This is a genomic window from Campylobacter sp. JMF_11 EL3 (assembly GCF_027736965.1).
Lineage (GTDB): Bacteria > Campylobacterota > Campylobacteria > Campylobacterales > Campylobacteraceae > Campylobacter_B.
In genome coordinates this window covers 81,416-99,871 of record NZ_JAOVTJ010000001.1, presented here as the reverse complement: position 1 = coordinate 99,871, position 18,456 = coordinate 81,416, and the positions used below count along the sequence as shown (strand labels likewise).

20 protein-coding genes are annotated in these 18,456 nt (G+C 41.8%); 8 read left to right on the top strand and 12 right to left on the bottom strand.

The genetic code is table 11. The features are described from left to right. Window positions 1-28: 28 nt before the first annotated feature. The 6 genes from rpsR to OFN67_RS00490 form a co-directional block, all read right to left on the bottom strand. Entirely contained in the window at window positions 29-289 is a 261-nt protein-coding gene (gene rpsR / locus OFN67_RS00515; protein WP_270859103.1) for a 30S ribosomal protein S18, read from the bottom strand. Window positions 290-302: 13 nt separating this feature from the next. Beyond that, a complete protein-coding gene (locus OFN67_RS00510) occupies window positions 303-890 on the bottom strand; it encodes a single-stranded DNA-binding protein (RefSeq protein ID WP_270873915.1) in 588 nt (195 codons plus the stop codon). Window positions 891-901: 11 nt separating this feature from the next. Beyond that, complete coding sequence (gene rpsF / locus OFN67_RS00505; RefSeq protein WP_270859105.1) at window positions 902-1,309, bottom strand: 30S ribosomal protein S6; 408 nt, start codon at window positions 1,307-1,309, stop codon at window positions 902-904. A gap of 109 nt (window positions 1,310-1,418) precedes the next feature. Next, window positions 1,419-2,402: a hypothetical protein gene (locus OFN67_RS00500; protein ID WP_270873914.1), complete on the bottom strand. Its 984-nt coding sequence runs from the start codon at window positions 2,400-2,402 to the stop codon at window positions 1,419-1,421. Beyond that, the gene (locus OFN67_RS00495; protein WP_270873913.1) at window positions 2,402-4,324 is read right to left on the bottom strand and encodes an RNB domain-containing ribonuclease; all 1,923 of its coding nucleotides are present in this window, start codon (window positions 4,322-4,324) and stop codon (window positions 2,402-2,404) included. The genes OFN67_RS00500 and OFN67_RS00495 overlap by 1 nt, the downstream gene beginning before the upstream one ends. Continuing rightward, the gene (locus OFN67_RS00490; protein ID WP_270868344.1) at window positions 4,321-5,121 is read right to left on the bottom strand and encodes a hypothetical protein; all 801 of its coding nucleotides are present in this window, start codon (window positions 5,119-5,121) and stop codon (window positions 4,321-4,323) included. The genes OFN67_RS00495 and OFN67_RS00490 overlap by 4 nt, the downstream gene beginning before the upstream one ends. Before the next feature lie 108 nt (window positions 5,122-5,229). On the opposite strand from OFN67_RS00490, the gene ilvC reads away from it, so the two are divergent. The 8 genes from ilvC (at window position 5,230) to OFN67_RS00450 (ending at window position 12,839) form a co-directional block, all read left to right on the top strand. Then, the gene (gene ilvC, locus OFN67_RS00485; RefSeq protein WP_270859109.1) at window positions 5,230-6,252 is read left to right on the top strand and encodes a ketol-acid reductoisomerase; all 1,023 of its coding nucleotides are present in this window, start codon (window positions 5,230-5,232) and stop codon (window positions 6,250-6,252) included. Between the two features lie 2 nt (window positions 6,253-6,254). Then, window positions 6,255-7,346, top strand: coding sequence for a divergent polysaccharide deacetylase family protein (locus OFN67_RS00480; protein WP_270868345.1), 1,092 nt, complete (start codon window positions 6,255-6,257; stop codon window positions 7,344-7,346). Beyond that, window positions 7,330-8,121 (top strand): DNA-processing protein DprA, encoded by a 792-nt coding sequence (locus OFN67_RS00475; protein WP_270859111.1) that lies wholly within the window; start codon window positions 7,330-7,332, stop codon window positions 8,119-8,121. The genes OFN67_RS00480 and OFN67_RS00475 overlap by 17 nt, the downstream gene beginning before the upstream one ends. A 19-nt stretch (window positions 8,122-8,140) precedes the next feature. Continuing rightward, a complete protein-coding gene (gene ruvX / locus OFN67_RS00470) occupies window positions 8,141-8,533 on the top strand; it encodes a Holliday junction resolvase RuvX (RefSeq protein WP_270868346.1) in 393 nt (130 codons plus the stop codon). Between the two features lie 36 nt (window positions 8,534-8,569). Continuing rightward, a complete protein-coding gene (gene proB / locus OFN67_RS00465; protein WP_270868347.1) occupies window positions 8,570-9,688 on the top strand; it encodes a glutamate 5-kinase in 1,119 nt (372 codons plus the stop codon). Next, the gene (locus tag OFN67_RS00460) at window positions 9,689-10,936 is read left to right on the top strand and encodes a glutamate-5-semialdehyde dehydrogenase (RefSeq protein WP_270868423.1); all 1,248 of its coding nucleotides are present in this window, start codon (window positions 9,689-9,691) and stop codon (window positions 10,934-10,936) included. A 10-nt stretch (window positions 10,937-10,946) separates the two neighbouring features. Further along, the gene (proC, locus tag OFN67_RS00455; protein ID WP_270868348.1) at window positions 10,947-11,720 is read left to right on the top strand and encodes a pyrroline-5-carboxylate reductase; all 774 of its coding nucleotides are present in this window, start codon (window positions 10,947-10,949) and stop codon (window positions 11,718-11,720) included. 228 nt (window positions 11,721-11,948) lie between these two features. Beyond that, window positions 11,949-12,839 (top strand): DMT family transporter, encoded by an 891-nt coding sequence (locus OFN67_RS00450; protein WP_270868349.1) that lies wholly within the window; start codon window positions 11,949-11,951, stop codon window positions 12,837-12,839. Window positions 12,840-12,849: 10 nt separating this feature from the next. Here OFN67_RS00450 and OFN67_RS00445 read toward each other — a convergent pair whose 3' ends face one another. The 6 genes from OFN67_RS00445 to OFN67_RS00420 are packed head-to-tail and all read right to left on the bottom strand — an operon-like array spanning window position 12,850 to window position 18,456. Then, on the bottom strand, window positions 12,850-13,413 hold the full coding sequence (locus tag OFN67_RS00445) for a hypothetical protein (RefSeq protein ID WP_270868350.1): 564 nt from the start codon (window positions 13,411-13,413) through the stop codon (window positions 12,850-12,852). Window positions 13,414-13,448: 35 nt separating this feature from the next. Continuing rightward, on the bottom strand, window positions 13,449-15,044 hold the full coding sequence (argS, locus tag OFN67_RS00440) for an arginine--tRNA ligase (RefSeq protein ID WP_270868351.1): 1,596 nt from the start codon (window positions 15,042-15,044) through the stop codon (window positions 13,449-13,451). Window positions 15,045-15,047: 3 nt separating this feature from the next. After that, window positions 15,048-15,251, bottom strand: a complete 204-nt coding sequence (locus OFN67_RS00435) for a twin-arginine translocase TatA/TatE family subunit (protein WP_270859118.1) — start codon at window positions 15,249-15,251, stop codon at window positions 15,048-15,050. Between the two features lie 9 nt (window positions 15,252-15,260). After that, window positions 15,261-15,875 carry a guanylate kinase gene (gene gmk, locus OFN67_RS00430; protein ID WP_270868352.1) on the bottom strand — a complete coding sequence of 205 codons (615 nt, stop codon included), beginning with the start codon at window positions 15,873-15,875 and terminating at the stop codon, window positions 15,261-15,263. Further along, window positions 15,876-17,756: a hypothetical protein gene (locus OFN67_RS00425; RefSeq protein ID WP_270868353.1), complete on the bottom strand. Its 1,881-nt coding sequence runs from the start codon at window positions 17,754-17,756 to the stop codon at window positions 15,876-15,878. A 58-nt stretch (window positions 17,757-17,814) separates the two neighbouring features. Next, the gene (locus tag OFN67_RS00420; protein ID WP_270868354.1) at window positions 17,815-18,456 is read right to left on the bottom strand and encodes an ABC transporter ATP-binding protein; all 642 of its coding nucleotides are present in this window, start codon (window positions 18,454-18,456) and stop codon (window positions 17,815-17,817) included.

Below are 18,456 nucleotides of genomic sequence, written 5' to 3'. Positions count from 1 at the left end.
GCTAGGAAAAATCCTAGCCTAAGAAAAATTATAGATTTTCAAATGGGTTTGTAACGACTTCGTTGTGATCTACGACATAAGGGATAAGAGCTGCTTGGCGAGCGCGTTTGATTGCTTTCTCAACCATCTCTTGGTATTTTTTGCTAGTGCCAGTTAGGCGTCTTGGCATGATTTTAAAACGCTCTGAAAGGCAATATTTTAGTAACCCTGTGTCTTTGTAATCGATAAATTCGATTTTAGCCTCTGTAAATCTGCAATATTTTCTGCTATATTTTCTTTTTTCTGCCATTGTTTTTCCTTAATTAAAATGGAATTGTATCGTTGCCTTCGTCATATTTGTCCGAATCAACATCATATTCTGGAATTTGGCTCTCATAGCTCTCTTTTTTTGGTGCTTCATAGTGACTTTGTGCGGTTTGGTTCGCACCATATCCGCCAGAGCTTTGGCGATTTGGGTTAGAGTAGTTTGAGTGTTGATTGTATCCGCCACCATAACTATTACCGCTATTTGCACCATATCCACCACTATTTGCGCCGTAGCTATTGTTTCCGCCATTTCCACCTTGTGGAGCACTTAGCATTTCCATAGACTCTACCACTACGCTGTGTTTTGAGCGGTTTTGACCATTTTGGTCTTGCCATTGATCGAGCTTCAAACGCCCCTCAACTAGCACTTTTGAGCCTTTTCTTAAATATTGATTTGCGATTTCTGCTGTGCGTCCCCAAAAATCAATGTCAATAAAGCAAGTCTCTTCGCGTTTTTCGCCATTTCCGCTATTAAATTTACGAGTTACAGCAATGCCAGTTTTACCGATTGCGGTGCCAGTTTGTAAATATCTAAGCTCTATATCGCGAGTTAAATTTCCAACCAAAACTACTTTATTAAACATCTAAAATCCTTTTATTCAGCGGTTTGCTCTGCTTGCTCTTTTGCCTCAGGTGCTACGCGTGGTTCGCGCTCTTTTTTAGCTGGGCTAAGTTTAATGCCTTTGCTTAATTTTTCCCATGCCAAAACCTCGCGTTTTGTCTCATATTTCACAGTCAAAAATCTAATGATATCCTCTGTGATACGCAAATTTCTAACTAGCTCAGCGATCAAGCTTGGCTCGGCAGTAAAGTAAATGACAAAATAAACACCGCGCTCATATTTATCGATTTTATAGGCAAGTTTGCGTGCGCCCATTTCGATGACAGAAGCGATATTTCCGCCATTTTTTGTAATGATTTCTTTAACGAAATCAACTTTTGTTTTTACTTCATCATCAGTCAGCGTAGGCTTGACAATGAATAAAACCTCGTAATTTCTCATAAATTCTCCTTATGGATTTTTAGCTCGCAAATGTAATCTGCGGGCAAGGATTTTGCAAAAAATGCAACCTGTATATTACAAAATTTTGACTTAATCTTTGCTTTTTAGCCTAGTTTTTCTTTGATAAAATTCTTTGCAATTCCAAAAGTGAGGCGAGCAAATACTCGTCTTTGATTAAATTTTTCTCGCTTTTTAGCGCAAATTCGAGTTTATTTAAATGTATGAAAATTTTGCGAAATAAATTTTCATTTAAACTTTGGGCGTATGTTTTTAGCTTGTTTGCGATATTTGGCGGCGGAGTATATCCGAAAATCACCTTAAAATCGGAATTATTCGCGGTTTTTATCGAGATATGAAGCCTAAAAATTCTATGCAAAAATCTGTAAAATTGATTTATCAGCTCCATATCGTTGTATCCGCCATTTTGAGCCAATCTATAAAAATCCTTGCGAAAATCGCTAAGGGTAAAAATTTTATCGAAAAGCTCCTCGTAGCTTATCTCGCTTAGTCCATAGACCATATCATTTACATTTTCCAAATTTAGCTCAATCCCCAAATTTGCGAATTTTTCAATCTCGGCTGCGCTTAAATTTAGGTTTTCGTTGTGAATTTGATAAATTCTATTTAGCGCGGCGCTGTTTGCGAAAATCCCCACCATTTCGCACTTTTGCGCTAGCAATCCCATGGCTTCCTTCATACTACTTGGGCGGAAAAACCTCACCTCATTTCCGCCAAACTCCCGCACAAAATCGCTACTTGCCGCACCCTCGCTCTCGTTTAATTCATAGATTAAATGGTTGTTTTCGTCGTTTTTGCAATATTCAATCAAACGGCGGATTTCATCTTTTTTTATACACGAGCCAGTTTTTATATGAAGTGTGTTGCTCTCGCCAAAAAGCGATGGCTCCAAAAAGCTCTTTGCCACGCTAAATTCATACTCGCCAAAATACAAACTCATAAAATTTTCGGCCCCATAAATTTGCTTTAATCTCCAAGCATAAAGCTCATTTTGAAAGTCATCTACGCCTCGAAGCAAGATAAAATTCGCCACATTTCCAGAAGCAATCCTAGCGTCAAAATCTCTTTTATACATTATATTTTTTTCACCACTCTTCCCATAATCACGCCACTTGCGATATTTGCGTCTGTGATTTCGACCAAAACTGGCGTTAAAATATCACCAGTAAAATTTGTAATAAAAATTTTCGCACCCTTAAATTTATCATCGAGTTTGGCAGTTACGACATTTGCATTTTCGTCGATATAACAGCGAAATTTAGCCCCTAAATTCTCTCTCGCCCAGCGCGCAAATTTACGATCCATAAAGTCAAATGCGACCTTATCGGCCTCTCTTTCTAGCTCATTTAGCCTCTCGCAAGTCGCGTCTATGTTTAAAAGCAGGTAATTATAAAATTTCTCATCGCCCCTGCTTTGCGCCTTTAAAAGCCTGTGTAAAATCAGATCTGAATACCGCCTAATCGGACTTGTAAAATGAGTGTATGTATCAAAACCAAGCCCAAAATGGCCGCGTGAAATCGAGCCGTATTCGGCGCGTTTTTGCGCTTTGATTATGAGTTTATCGACTTCTTCTCGCATGCCAAGCGCGTCAGCTTGGGCTTGGATTTCGCCTATCATTTTTGCCAAATTTGGCTTATAAATCGCGTCTATTCCAAACAGCGCCAAATCGTCCAACAAAGCGAAAATTTTCTTTAATTCAGCCGCACCGTGATTGCGGAAAACGCCCGTTTCTATGCGCTTTGCGGCGGCTTTGTTAGCTAGAAGCATACAATCTTCTATTAGCTTGTGCGAGGGTGTATCGCTCTCAAATCTAGTCGATTTCAAAAGCCCCGCCTCATCGATACTCATGCGAAGTTCTTTTGTGCGAAAGTCAAATCCGTGCTTTAATCTTTGCGCTCTAAGTTTTTCGCAAAGCTCATTTAGCGGGAGTAGCCAGTCTAGTATTTCGCTCTCGCAGCCACTTTTTGTGCGCAAAATCTCATCGACCTCATCGTAGTTAAAACGCCTTTTTGATTTGATTATGCCTGAAATTAGCTCCTCGCTAATCACGCTCAAATTTTCATCAAGGCAAATTTTAAAAACAAATGCCAATCGCGGTAAATTCGGCATTAGCGAGCAGATATTTTCGCTAAGCTCGCGCGGAAGCATTGGGACGGATTTATGAGGGAAATATATCGAAAACCCGCGCACTTTCGCTTCCTTGTCAATCGGCGAGTATTCGCTGACATACTCGCTCACATCGGCGATTGCGACATAGACTATGCGATTTTTTTTATCATAATAAATCGCGTCGTCAAAGTCCTTGGCGTCGATTGGATCAATCGTGCAAAAGCTCAAATTTTGCAAATCCACGCGCTCAGGGTAAAGCGTGGGATCGACCAACGAGCCAAAGCTAAGAGCTTGTTCCTTGCAGGCTTCGTTAAATTCGTCGTTTTTGTTATAAATCGCAAGCGAAATTTTCTCATCGACCCACGGATCGTCTAAATTCCCTAAAACTTCGCAAATTTCATTGCTTAAATTATCAATTTTCAAAAGCGTACCAGGTGGAAGCATTTTAAGCGATTTTTGCGTGGCTTTGAGCGGGTTTGCAAGAGAAGTTTTGACATTTACGCCCAAAATTTCGCGCCCGAAATTCTTTGTATAAACCACGCTTGAAGAAAAGGCAGGTTTCACGCACATTAGCACTTTTGCATGAATTCTAGATTTTTTAGAATTTATAATTTTTGCTAGGATTATGTCGCCTAAATGCACGCCATTTAGGTATTTATTTTCGATTATCAAATCTTTTTTATATCTATCATCGTAGCTTTGCAAATACCCAGTCCCATCGCGCGCGATATCGAGCCTGCCAAAAACATAGCTATTATTTAGATAAATTTTGCCTTTGTGAGAGCTCAATGCGCCTAAATTTAGCAAATTTCGCACTAGCTCTTTTTGGTCAGAATTTAGATTTTTTTCCACCACTCCAAGGCTAAGCGAGCTTAAAAATTCCTTCATAATCCAGCCCTTATTTTAGCTTCGAAAAACGCTTCTTGCTCCAAACCAAATTCCACTAGCAAATTTAGCGTATTATCGATACTGCGCTCATCGAAGCAGTGATAGATCCCCATTACGGTTTTGGCTACTTTTAGCATTTCGTATCGCCTCGCACTCTCAAATGGCGCTTCATCGATTAAATCAGAAAAATATATGTCTTTGGCGATTTTTTCTAGCCCAAAATGCTTAAACAAAACCTCTCCCACGCTCTCTCTACTCATACCGGTAAATCGCATTTCCACATCGGTGAAATCCTGCGGGAAAAGGCAGTTTTTGATATGCAGATAAAACTCGCTGTTTTTATCGTGCTTAGCGATATACTCGCTGATAAAAACCCTACCAAAATCCATTAAAATCACGCTAGATAGGATATCAGGCGAAATCTCTGGGTAAAATTTAATCCACTCTTTCAAAAACAAATGTCTTTTTAGCGAAATTTCATTAAATTTAGCGCGATCTGTCTTATAACACTCGAAATTTAGCTCAAATTTACCCTTAAAAATACTAAACAAAAATAGCGCCCTAACCCCCTCTCGTCCGTAAAATTTAAAGGCGTTTGGAAGGGTTTTTTCCATGCTGATTTGCGCAAAAGTGCTAAATGCGTAGTCTAGTATCCTACTCTCAAATTCTGGGTTATTCATAATCTGAAAAATAATCTCATCATCGCTACTAGCATTGTCAAATGAGCTTAAAATTTTTAAAATTTTATCGTTAAATTTAGGCATTGAAGCGATTTTTTCGCTAATAAAGCTTTGCATATCTACATTTTCCGTTCATAAATTTTGCGTTTATAATATCACAAAAAAGCTACATAAAAGCATTTTTGCGCTAAAATCACGCAAAATTTTTTTTGAAAAGGATGGCTCATGGCAATTACTGTGTATTACGACAAAGACTGCGATTTAAATTTAATTCGCTCAAAAAAAGTGGCTATGATTGGCTTTGGATCACAAGGTCACGCTCACGCTGAAAATTTACGCGATAGTGGCGTAGAAGTAGTAGTCGGACTAAAAAAAGGTGGCGCAAGCTGGAAAAAGGCCGAGGACAAGGGTTTTAAAGTATTAAGCGTAGCTGATGCGACAAAAGAGGCAGATGTCATAATGATACTAACCCCAGATGAATTTCAAGCTGAAATTTACAAAAACGAAATCGAGCCAAATTTAAAAGACGGCGCAGCGATCGCGTTTGCTCACGGATTTAATATCCACTTCGGACAAATCAAAGCTCCAAAAAACATAGATGTAATTATGATAGCGCCAAAAGCCCCAGGACACACTGTGCGCAATGAATTTGTAAATGGCGGTGGAATCCCTGATCTAATCGCAGTAGAGCAAAATGCTTCTGGCAAGGCAAAAGAGATCGCTCTAAGCTATGCTAGTGCGATTGGCGGCGGCAGAAGCGGTATCATCGAGACTACATTTAAAGACGAGACCGAAACAGACCTATTTGGCGAACAAGCAGTTTTGTGCGGTGGTCTATGCTCGCTCATAAATGCTGGTTTTGAGACCCTAGTAGAGGCTGGATATGCCCCAGAAATGGCGTATTTCGAGTGCTTACACGAAATGAAACTAATCGTAGATTTGATCTATCAAGGCGGTATGGCTGATATGAGATACTCTATCTCAAACACAGCTGAATTTGGCGATTATGTCAGCGGACCACGCGTCATCAACGAACAATCAAAAGCCGAAATGAAAAAAATCCTAAAAGAGATCCAAGACGGAACTTTTGCGAAAAACTTCATTTTAGAGCGCCAAGCCGGCTATGTCAAAATGAACGCAGAGCGCAATATGACCGCAAACGCGCTGATTACCAAAACAGGCGAAAGACTTCGTGGTATGATGCCATGGATCGCAAGCGGCAAAATCATTGACAAAGATAAAAACTAATCTTGGCTAAAAAACGCACCAAAGGGCGCAAAAATGCGCCCTTATTAAATTTCAATCCAAATTTCATAAAATACATTTTAATCGCAATTTTTTGCTTTACCTGCGCCGCTCTTTCGTATGCCGTGCTAAATAAATTTTTCAAAGACGAGCCAAAAATTGCGCTTAAACTCCCACGCGATGAGAACAAAAGCGAAATTTCAAAACCCATAATTCAAAAAGATAAAAATTTGAGCGTGGCAAAACCTGCGCCCCAAATTTTGCCTGAGATAAAAGAGCAAAATTTAACCCAAATTTCAAAAACAAAAGAAGAAATTATCGAGGAAGAACTAGCCAAAATCGCAGCCCAAAGTATAGGCAAAATCACGCCAAAATCGCAGGAAAAAACAGAGCCAAAAATTTCAGCCCCTAGCAATAAACCAGCCAAAACCCTGCCAAAAGGCTCAAAACCAAAACTAACTATCATAATGGACGATATCTCCACAAGTGCGCAAATAGCGCGTATCAAGGCTCTGCCGATAAAGGTTACGCCATCGATTTTCCCGCCGGCGAAAAATTACAAAAGCACCCCGGCTCTGGCTAAGAATTTGCAAAATTTCGCAATTCACCTGCCAATGGAGGCAGAAGTCTTCGCTCACGATGTAAAGGCGCTAAAAGTGGGCGATAGCTACAAAGAAATCGAAAATTTTCTAGCGCAAATCAGAGCCGATTTCCCGCACGCTAAATTTATCAACAACCACACAGGCTCGAAATTTACGGCAAATTCGACCTCGATGCGAAATTTAATCAAAGCCATGCAAAAATACGATTTTTATTTCGTTGATTCTCGCACGAGCGCGCAGACCAAGGCTCCCGACGAGCTTAAAAGGCAAAATTTGCGCTATGTTTATAGAGATGTTTTTATCGACAACACTGACGAGGTAAAAGCTGTGCACCAAATGCTACAAAAAGCCGTGCAAATCGCGCAGAAAAGGGGCTTTGCCATAGCTATCGGCCACCCCAAAAAATCCACCTTCACCGCTCTTGAAAATAGCGCAGATATTTTAAACGGCGTCGAAGTCATCTATCTAGGCGAAATTTATGAATACTACAAATGAGCTAAATTTCAAAATCCCCGCCCTATCTCGCCTTGGCAAAACAGAGCCTAAAACCCTGTATTACAAGGGAAATTTAGAGCTTTTAGATATGCCAAAAATCGCAATCGTAGGCTCTCGCAAAATGAGCATTTACACCAAAAATTTAATCACAAAATTAGCCCAAAAACTCTCAAACGCTGGTATTTGCGTGGTCTCAGGGGCTGCAATTGGCTGCGATATCACGGCGCATGAGGGCGCGTTTTCGCGCACGATTGCTGTTTTTGCAAACGGGCTAGATGAAATTTATCCCAAACAAAACGAGGATATGATACGCAAAATTTACGCTAATGCCCTTGCACTGAGCGAATACGAAGACGGCACGCCTGCGCGAAATTTTCAATTTTTAGAGCGCAACCGCATAGTTGTAGCCCTCTGCCAAGCCCTAATCGTAGCCCAAGCCGAGCCAAAATCAGGCTCGCTTCAAAGCGCGCGTATCGCAAGAGAGCTTGGGATTCCTGTCTTTGTCCTGCCACACAGAATCGACGAGAGTATCGGCACCAACGAGCTTTTGGCTAAAAAAGACGCCACGCTAATTAGCGATTTGGATAAATTTGTGGCTAAATTTAGCGGAAAAGAAAAACCAAAAAATCTCTTTTCGCACAGCGACGAAATTTTGGATTTTGTCGCGCTAAATTCGAGCTTAGATGAAGCATTGATGAAATTTGGCGAACGCATTTACGAATACGAATTAGAGGGAAAAATCATAATAGAAGCGACGAAAATTTCGCTTGCGTAACCCAAAAAAAGGATTAAATTTGATAGTAGCTTTCGATGTGGGACTTAAACGAATCGGCGTAGCAATCAGCCCAAATGGCGCGCTAGCCCTTCCTAGCAAGCCTATTTTGCGCAAAAACCGCAACCAAGCAGCCAGGGAAGCTAGCGAGTTTTTGCGCACAAGAGGGGCTCAAAAGCTCGTCGTTGGCCTTCCCAAAGGCGGTGCTAGCGAAGAAGAAATGGAGCGTCGCATAAAGCATTTTGTCTCGCTTTTAGAATTTAATGGCGAAATTTGCTACCAAGACGAGAGCTTTTCTAGTGTCGAGGCGAAGGAATTCGCGCTAAAAAGCACGAAAAAAGGCGGTGTAAATGAGAAATTTGACAGCGTCGCAGCGATGATAATTTTAGAACGATTTTTGGCGAAAAATGGCTAAATTTAGGTAAAATACCAAAATTTCAAAAGGCAAAAAATGAGAAAAAATCTACTAAAAAACACCAAACGAATCGTCATCAAAGTAGGCACCAGCACCCTAACTCACAGCGATGGCTCGCTAAATGAGGGCTTTATCAAATCGCTCGTGGCTCAAATTTGCGAACTCAAAAAACAGGGCTTTGGGGTCGTGCTAGTAACCTCTGGCGCGGTCGGGGCTGGTATGGGCATACTAAAAATCGAGCAAAAACCAAAAGAGCTAAGCGCCAAACAAGCCCTAGCCGCCGTGGGACAGGTCGCTTTAATGCACCTGTATGAGAGGCTTTTTTGGGCGCATGATGAGATTATCGCGCAACTTTTGCTGACGCGCATTGATTTTAGCGACCGCGCGCGCTATCTAAGTGCGCGAAATGTCGCTACCACCCTGCTTTCGCAAGGCATTATCCCTATCATCAACGAAAACGACCCAGTCAGTGGCGATGAGCTCAAAATCGGCGATAATGACACAATGAGCGCGCTAGTAACCGGGCTAATCGACGCTGATTTGCTCGTGCTTTTAAGCGATATCGACGGGCTTTATGATAAAAACCCTAGCACGAACCCTGACGCAAAACTGATAAAAATCGTAAATTTTATTGACGAAAATACCCTTAAAATGGCAGGCGATGTGGGGTCGAAATTTGGCACTGGTGGTATGGCAACGAAGCTTGGTGCTGCTAAAATGGCTAATAAAATCGGTGCAAATATGATAATCGCAAATGGGAAAGAGAGTAAAATTTTAGCCAAAATCATCGCTGGCGAGGAGGTCGGAACGATTTTTTGCAAAGAGGAAAAATCCATTAGTGCGAAAAAATACTGGCTCGCTTATGGTGCCAATGTGCGTGGCGCAATCAGCCTTGATGAGGGCGCATGCAAAGCCATAAAAAACGGCAAAAGCGTGCTAGGTGTGGGAATTGTGGGCGTGAGTGGCGAATTTGAAAGAGGCGATGTCATCGAAATACTGGGCGCGGATTCACAGCGTATCGCGCGCGGTATCGCAAACTACTGCGCCTCTGAAATTTCGCTGATTATGGGGAAAAAATCGAGCGAATATGAGAAAATTTTACCTAGCGTGAGCGATGATTATATCGTGCATGCAAACAATATTGTCTTAGGATAGATTATGGAAATTTTAGAATTAGCAAAACGCGCAAAACGCGCAAGCAACGAGGTCGCAAAGCTAAGTAGCAAGCAAAAAAATCAAATTTTGCTTGGCGTGGCTGATGAGCTAATCGCTCAAAAAGAGTTTATAAAAGAGCAAAACCAAATCGACATAAAAAACGCGCGCGAAGATGGTATCTCCGAGGCTCTCATTGATAGGCTCACGCTAAATGATAGCAGGATTAGCGCAATGAGCGTGGCTTTAAAAGAGTTAGCCAATTTTCCTGATCCAATCGGGCAGATCGTGGGAGGCTGGCGACACCAAAACGGCATGAGTATCGCCAAAGTGCGCGTGCCTCTTGGCGTAATCGCTATGATTTATGAAAGCAGACCAAATGTCAGCATAGACGCCGCCGCACTCGCGCTAAAAGCGGGCAATGCGATAATCTTGCGAGGCTCAGCTAGCGCTCTTGCCTCAAACATCTGCCTAAGCGAAATTTTTTGCCGTGTGGGAGAGAAATTTGGCCTGCCTAGCGGCGCAGTATCACTCATAAAATCCAAAGAGCGCGAAGATGTGCTAAAACTAATCCAGCTAAAAGAGTGGATCGATGTGCTAATCCCGCGTGGTGGCAAAAATCTCAAAGATTTCATCACGCAAAATGCGCAAATCCCAGTCATCATCACAGGGGCTGGCGTGTGCCATACCTTCGTCGATGAAAGTGCAAATTTAAGCAAGGCAGTAGAGATTATCAAAAATGCAAAAACCCAGCGCCCAAGTGTCTGCAACGCCCTAGAATGCTTAGTTTTGCACGAAAATATCGCAAAGCAAATTTTACCGATTTTATTAAAGGAAATGAACGAAGTAGAATTTCGCCTAGACGAGAAAATTTACGCGAAATTTACAAATTTCGCAAACACCAAAAAAGCGGATTCTAGCGACTTTGGGACGGAGTTTTTATCGCTAATAATGGCTGTTAAAATCGTAAAAAACACCGCCGAAGCGATTGAGTTTATCAACGAAAATTCCAGTGCGCACTCAGAAGCGATTTTAAGCCAGAATTCCGCCAATATCGAAAAATTTTTAAACGAAATCAATAGCGCAGTCGTCTATGCCAACGCTTCGACTAGATTTAGCGACGGAGGCGAGTTTGGATTCGGTGGCGAGATCGGCATAAGCACACAAAAGCTTCACGCGCGCGGTCCAATGGGCGTGGAGGCACTCACTACGACGAAATACATCGTGCGTGGCGAGGGACAAATCAGATAAGGAAAATGCGATGAAAATAGGATTTATAGGCGCAGGAAATATGGGCGGGGCAATGATAGAGGCGCTCGTGGGGGCGAAATTTGCAAAGGATAAAATTTGCGTTTATGGCAGGGAAAAAGGCGAGAAGCTCTGCGCAAAACTAGGCATAAAATCCGCTAAAAATGAGGCAGTGCTTGCAAATTTTGCCGATATTATTATTTTGGCGATAAAACCTGCCGTTTATGAGAGCGTCCTAGAAAAAATAAAATATAATTTGGAAGATAAAATTTTAATCTCGCTTGCGCCAAATTTTAGCATATCACGCATTGGCGAGCTTTGCGGGGCGCAAAAAATCGTTCGTGCCATGCCAAATACTCCCGCTAAAATTTCGCTTGGAAATACTGCGCTGTGTTTTAGCAAAGTTAGCGAGGACGAAAAAGCCAAAATCAGGGAAATTTTTAGCGCATTTGGGCAGACTTACGAGATTGATGAGAGCAAATTTGCGATTTTCACAGCCATTAGCGGAAGCTTGCCAGCGATGATTTTTAACCTAATCGAAGCCGCTAGTGACGGGGCTGTGCGCGGTGGGATAACGCGCGAAATGGCGCACGATATCATCGCTAATGCCGTGCTTGGCTCAGCTAGCCTATGCGCTCGCACCAAAACCCACCCGCGCGCACTCAAAGACGAGGTCTGCTCGCCGGGAGGCACCACCATAGAAATGGTCGCAACACTCGAAAAAATGGGCTTTGCCACAGCTATCATCGAAGCGATAAAAGCTTGCGAAGAAAAGGCAAAAGGCTAAATTTAGCTTTTTGCAAAATTTAGCCAAATTTGCATTTTTACAAAAACTTGAAATTTGGCGAAATTTAAAATTTCAACCACAAAATTCAAATTCCGGCGCAGGGTTGCAGGCTTGCGAAGCGGAAAATTTATAATTAATTCTTGATTATTTTGTAAATTTAAATACATTTTAAAATTCCAAATTTAAGCCAAATTTGCTAAATTTTTGCCAAATACAAAAAGGGTCTTTATGAAAAATTTAAGCATGGAATTTAGAGCTGATATCGGCATGATTTTTGTGGCGATTGCCTTTGGGTTGGGGTATTTGCCCACAGCATGGGCGATAGAGAGCAACGATGTTTTTGTCTTGCTTTTTTGGCGATTTTTTATCGCTAGCGTGATTATCGCGGCTCTGTTTTGGCGCAAAATCAAATCTATCTCGCGCACGCAAATCCGATATGGCGTGGTTTTGAGCCTGTTTTTGTTCGCGGGGTTTGTAAGCCAAGCCTTTGCGATGAAATTTGCCGCTAGCTCGTCGGTGGCCTTTATCGTGGGGCTAAATGTCGCGCTCGTGCCATTTATCGCCAGCATTTTGTTTGGATACAAAATCTACTCATACGCCTATATCGGCGTCGCTTTCGCTGTGGCGGGGCTTTATCTCATCTGCCAAACCGAGCTTGGCTTTGGAGCGGGCGAAATTTTGGCACTCGTTTGCGCGAGCGCGTATTCGTTTCATATCGTGCTGACGGCGAATTTCGTGCGCAAATGCGAAATTTTTGGCATGGTCTATGTCCAAATCGCCTCGCTTAGCCTACTTTGCGCATTGGCTAGCTACTTTGTCAGTGGCGTGAGTGTCGCGCCTGTGCTGGATACGAAATTTTTCATCGCGATGATTTTTATCTGCCTTGTGGGGACGGTTTTTGGGTTTTTTGCGCAGGCTTTAATGCAGCGCTACACCACGCCGATTAAAGTCGCTCTGTTTTTCACGCTAGAACCAGTAACTGCGGGTATTATGGGGGTTTTCGTAGGTGGAGAAATCCTAAATCGCTGGCAAATTTTAGGCGCTGTTTTGATAATCGCAGGTGTGCTAATCAGCGAGATTGGAAGCTATTTTAAGGCGAAAAATCAAAATTTAGGCTGAAATTTAAAATTTATTTTAATGGAAATCTTAAATTTAGGGCTTTTAAAAATTTATCAGATTTGCGCTTGTAGTAAATAAAACTAAAAAATACTTTAAATTTGACATAGGCATTTACCACGCCCATACCATAGACGATTGCGACAATGCAAAAGAAAAGAAAATAAACTAGCTTGTCGTAAAAATACTCTATCCGCGCGATTTCTTCCACGCCAGATACGATGACTGCGCTCATAAATGCGACGAAAAGTAGCGAAAATACCACGCCACAAAATCGCTTTATCAAGTTCCAATTTCCCCAATAAGCCGTGGTCGAATAGCTAGTAACACTAAGCGCGCTATAAGTGCCCTCCTGCCAGCCTCTGGTGTAAATCACATCGATCAAATCGCCATTTTTCGCCCACCATTTGGCAAAAATCGAGCTAAACCTAAGCCCTCCTACATGAAAAATCACGACAAAAAAATTCTCCCTCACCTCGCAGGCACGCACATCGCTGATGATTCCGCTGATTTTGCGCGCACCCGGCGGGAGCGGTTTTTTGATTTTATAAAGTAGAGTTTTGATAGGATTTTTCATTTTGAAATGAAATTTTGCCGAAAATTCGGCAAAATTTACATGCGCTCTTTCGCACTTAGCCCCATTAAGCCAAACGCCGTGCGAATACTAAGCGCGACAAGGGCAAAAAGTTTGAGTTTGGCATTTTCGTTTTCGCTGCCAACTACGCGGTTTTCGTTGTAGTATTTGTGAAAATCTGCGGCTAAAATTTTAAGGAAATCAGGGATTTTTTGCAGCCCTCTGCTAGCAAAGGCTTCGTTTAAAACCTCATTTAGCGTCATCGCCTCAAAAGCCAAATTTAGCCCAGCTTCGTCAAGCGTGCTAAAATCTGCGCCCAAAACCTCGCTATCGCTCATATTTTTGCCAGCTTTGCCAAAAATTTGGTAAATTCTAGCGTGAGCGTAATTGATATAAAAAATCGGGTTTGAGCTATCTTCCTTGCCAAGCTCGTCAATGTCGAATTCTAGCGGTGTTTCGCCCTTTTTGCTAATAAACATAAAGCGCAAATTATCCTTGCCAATCGCGCTTAGCACATCGCTCATTAGCACGCTAGTACCTGATCGTTTGCTCATTTTAAACGCTTCGCCGTTTTTTAGCAAATTCACCATTTGCATAAGCACGATTTCTAAGGCATTTTCATCGTATCCTAGGAAGTGGATTGCCGCCTTTAAGCGCGCGATATAGCCGTGGTGATCTGCGCCCCAGACATTGACATATCGCTCAAATCCACGCTCGAATTTGTTATTGTGATATACAATATCGCCCGCTAGATATGTCGGACGGCCGTCCTCGCGGATGACGACGCGGTCTTTTTCATCGCCAACTGCGCTTGATTTTATCCAGACTTTGCCATCTTCTTTATACATTTCGCCACTTTTTTCAAGCTTGGCAATCGTCGCGTCAAGCTCGCCATAAAGGCTCTTTTCGCTAGCCCAGTTTTGTATAGAAATGCCACAATCCGCCAAATCTTTTTTGATGATTTTCAAAACCTCGTCTTTGGCAAATTCTGCAAGCTCTAAAACTCTACCCTCATCATAAAAAATCTCTTTGCCAAATTTCTCTACGCTTAAATTTACCAGCTCATCGATATACTCGCCGCGATAGTATTTCTCAGGATACTCGACACTCTGCCCGAAAATTTCCTTCGCGCGTAGTATCATTGAAATACCAAGCAATTCGATTTGATTGCCGGCGTCGTTTATATAATACTCTGTGCAAACCTCGCTGCCTAGGTAGTTTCCTACCTTAGCAAAGGTATCGCCATATACTGCGCCCCTGACATGGCCTATGTGAAGCGGGCCGGTTGGGTTCGCGCTGATGTATTCAAGCAAGATTTTTTCGCCTTTATGCTCTGCGCTATTTTTCGCAAAATTTTCGCCCAAATTTAGCGCATTTTGGGCTAAATTTCCAAGCACACTAGGTTTTATATGAAAATTCAAATACCCATTTATCGCACTTGCTGATAAAATTTCGTTATCGCTAAATTTAGCCGCTAGCTCCTGGGCGATGATTTTAGGGGCTTTTCTAAGCTCTTTTGCGAGCGAAAAAGCCACAGGCGAAGCATAGTGAGCTAGGGTTTTGTCTTTTGGTTTTTCGATGATTACCTCGCGCCCTAGGACGCGAGAGATTTCGTTTATAGCTAAATTTTTCAAAAACTAAGCCTTTTGAGATTCATCGGCTTTGGTAGTTTCGCTCTCTTTTTTCACACTCTCTTCAAGCTTTGGGTCGTCTTCCATCTCTTTTTTAAACGACTTGATACCCTTACCTACGCCTTTTGCAAGCTCAGGGATTTTTTTCGCTCCGAAAAGCAACACTATAATAGCCAAAATAATTAGCAATTGTTGAACGCTAACGCCCATTGTCTCTCCTTATTTCCAAGATTTCATAACCGCTGAAATATCGCATCTAGCGGTTTCTAATCTGATTGTTTTGTAGATTGATTTAAAATTTAAATACGCGCTTTCTAGCTCGTCGTTGATCACGAAATAATCATATTGCGCGAGATATTTTATCTCGTCTTTTGCGTTTTGCAAACGAGTGGCGATATCGCCAGAGGCTGTATCTGCCCGTGCTAGCAGACGCCTTTCTAACTCTGCTGGGCTCGGAGTGGTTACGAAAACCGTGGTAAGCTCGTTTTTGCTTATTTTTTGGCGAACGATTTCGAAACCTTGCACATCGATATCAAAAATCACAATTTTGCCCAAATTTAGCGCCTCTCGCACGGCTTTTAACGATGTGCCGTAGTAGTTGCCATGCACGAGCGCCCACTCTAAAAATTCGTCATTTTCTATGCCATGGCGAAATTCATCTTTGCTGATGAAATGGTAATTCACGCCGTCTTTTTCGCCATCTCGCATATCTCTTGTGGTAGAACTGATAGAAAAATATATCTCATCTGTGCCAAACTCAGCGATAAGCCTCTTTATAAGGGTGCTCTTACCGCTGCCGCTTGGACCTGAAACTAGTAAAATTTTACCTAGCAATTATTTATCCTCAAATGAGATATTGATATTGATTCTAAGGTCTTTAAGTGCTTCTTGTATATTTTCCTCGCCAGAGAATTGCTCCAACACACTAGCGATATTTGCCTCTAAATCGTAGCGTAACTGCTCTTTTAACTCATCGACGCTCAAAAATCTGCGCTCTTGCTCTAAAATTCGATTAACCTCATCGTGAGTTTTTGGTGCGACATGTGCAGGAACTTCACTTTGAGCGGTCGGCTCGACACTGACATCGACAGCTGGTTTGATATCAGGTAGCTCTACGCCACTTGCGACTTGCGGTAAATCCAAATCATCAAAATTTGGTTTTTCATCTTTTTTCTCATCTTGCGCTGCCGCTTTAACAGGCTCGGAAGCGACTTTTTTATCTTTTTCAAGGGCTAAAATATTGTCAAAAAGCAAATCATCGCCAGTTTCTTCATCGTCCTCATCTAGGATCTCATCTTGTGAAATTTGGGCTTCTGGCTCAGCCTTTGCCTCGTCCTCGCCGTGCTCTACACTCTCAAATGCTGGCTCTAACGAAACATTTGCCAAAGGAATTTCTGTGTCGCTAGCTAGCGCGATTGGGGCTTCACTCTCTTTTTCGTCCTCTGCTTTATCCTCTGGCTCATCATCACTAGCATTATCAAACATAGAAGAAAACATCGACCCAAAATCACTATCAGATGAATCTTCGCTCTGCTCTTTTGGCTCTTCTTTGGCCTCTTCTTGCGCTTTTTCTTTTACTTCTTCTTTTTGCTCTTCTTGTGCCTCTTCTGGCTCGTTATTTTGCGCAATCTCACTAAGTGGCATATCGTCTGAAATTTGATCCATAACAGCACTTAGTGGCATGTCATCATCGATATCATCTAGCGAAATTTCATCTGCTAATGCGCTTAAAGGTTTATCATCATCAAGGTCATCAAACGAAATTTCACTTAATGGCGTATCATCATCGATATTTTCGGCCAATGCAGATAGCGGAACATCGTCATTTACGCTATCTATCATAGCGGAAAGCGGCGTATCATCATCGATATTTTCAGCTAATGCAGATAGCGGAACATCATCGTCAGAGTTATAAAAATCATCTAAAAGACTTTCGAAATTTTGCGTGTTAGCCTCGCTTTGGCTAGCTTCGCTGCTTTCAGAAGCTATCTCGCTAGCTGGCTCTACGCTAGCTTCTGCGGTAGTTTCGGCCTCGTTTGCAGGCTCGCTAACACTCTCATCGCTTGGTTTAGCTTCTGGCTCGCTAGGAGCAAGTTCTAAAACCAAATCATCTAAATTATCAGGAATTTCGATATTAAAAGGCTCATTTTTTACAGGTTCAGATTTTACTTCGTTTTGCGTCTCATCGCTAGCTTCTGCGCTAGTAGCAAGAGAGATTGTATCGCCAGCATCGATATTTAGGGCTGGTTTTGGTTTTGGCGCAGGGTTTTCAGCTTTTATTTCCTCATCTGCGCTATCATTGATTGGCGCTAGGCCAATTCCCATATCAGCGCCCTTGTCGCCATTTTCATCGATTGACTCGATCTCTTTCATCATCGAGCTGACATCGGCGAATTCTTGTGCCATTTTTGATTTTATCTCAGGATTTGGTTTTGCCGATGAAAATCCGCTAATAAATTTAATCAATTCAGCAGGCGCAAATGGCTTAGTCAGCGTGTGTGTCGCGCCTACGATAATATCGTCTTTGGAGATCAAAAACAGGGTTTTATCGACATCAAAATGAGAAATGCTATCCTCTTCGCTATAATCTTTTATCACCAAATCATAATCTTGTTCATCAATGCTGTAATTCGCTAAATCAGAGTGTGTGCGTTCGCAACAAATATTAACTACTTTTGCAACTTGTTCATTTGTGCTATCAAGTAAAATTTTCATTTTTAGCCTTTTTGAAAAAAAATTTCCCTATTTTAGGATAATTTTGGTTAGTGATTGCTTATATTTTAGCTAAATTTTGATTATTTAGGCGATAAATTGACGAACATTTGCCAGCTAAGCTTTCATCGTGGGTAACAAGCACGAGTGCGCCGTCATTTTTGGCGATATAATCAAATATCACCTCCATGACCTCATTAGCGGTGTTTTTGTCCAAATTTCCAGTTGGTTCATCGGCAAAAATAATGCGTGGGCGTTTGTTTAGCACCCTAGCGATACTGACGCGCTGCTGCTGACCACCGCTAAGCTCGCCGATATTTTGGGATAAAGTCTGAGTAATTTTTAGTTTTTCTAAAATTTCATAATCAATTTTGTTGTTTGTAAGTTTTGCAGCAAGTTCGATATTTTCGCGCACAGAAAAGCCCTTAAAAAGGTAGTGTGATTGAAAAATTATGCCAAAATCATGCCTGCGAATTTTAAGCCTTTCATCGGCATTTAGCGAATATAAATTTGTATTTTCATAATAAACTTCGCCAGAATTTGGCTTTAAAAGTGTGCATAAAATATGAAGCAGTGTAGATTTGCCACACCCACTAACACCGAGTATTGCGCTACTTTCGTTTGAATTTATTGTAATATTTATATCATTAAAGAGCGTATAATCATACGCATGAGTAAGATTAACGCCCTTTAAAAGTGTCAT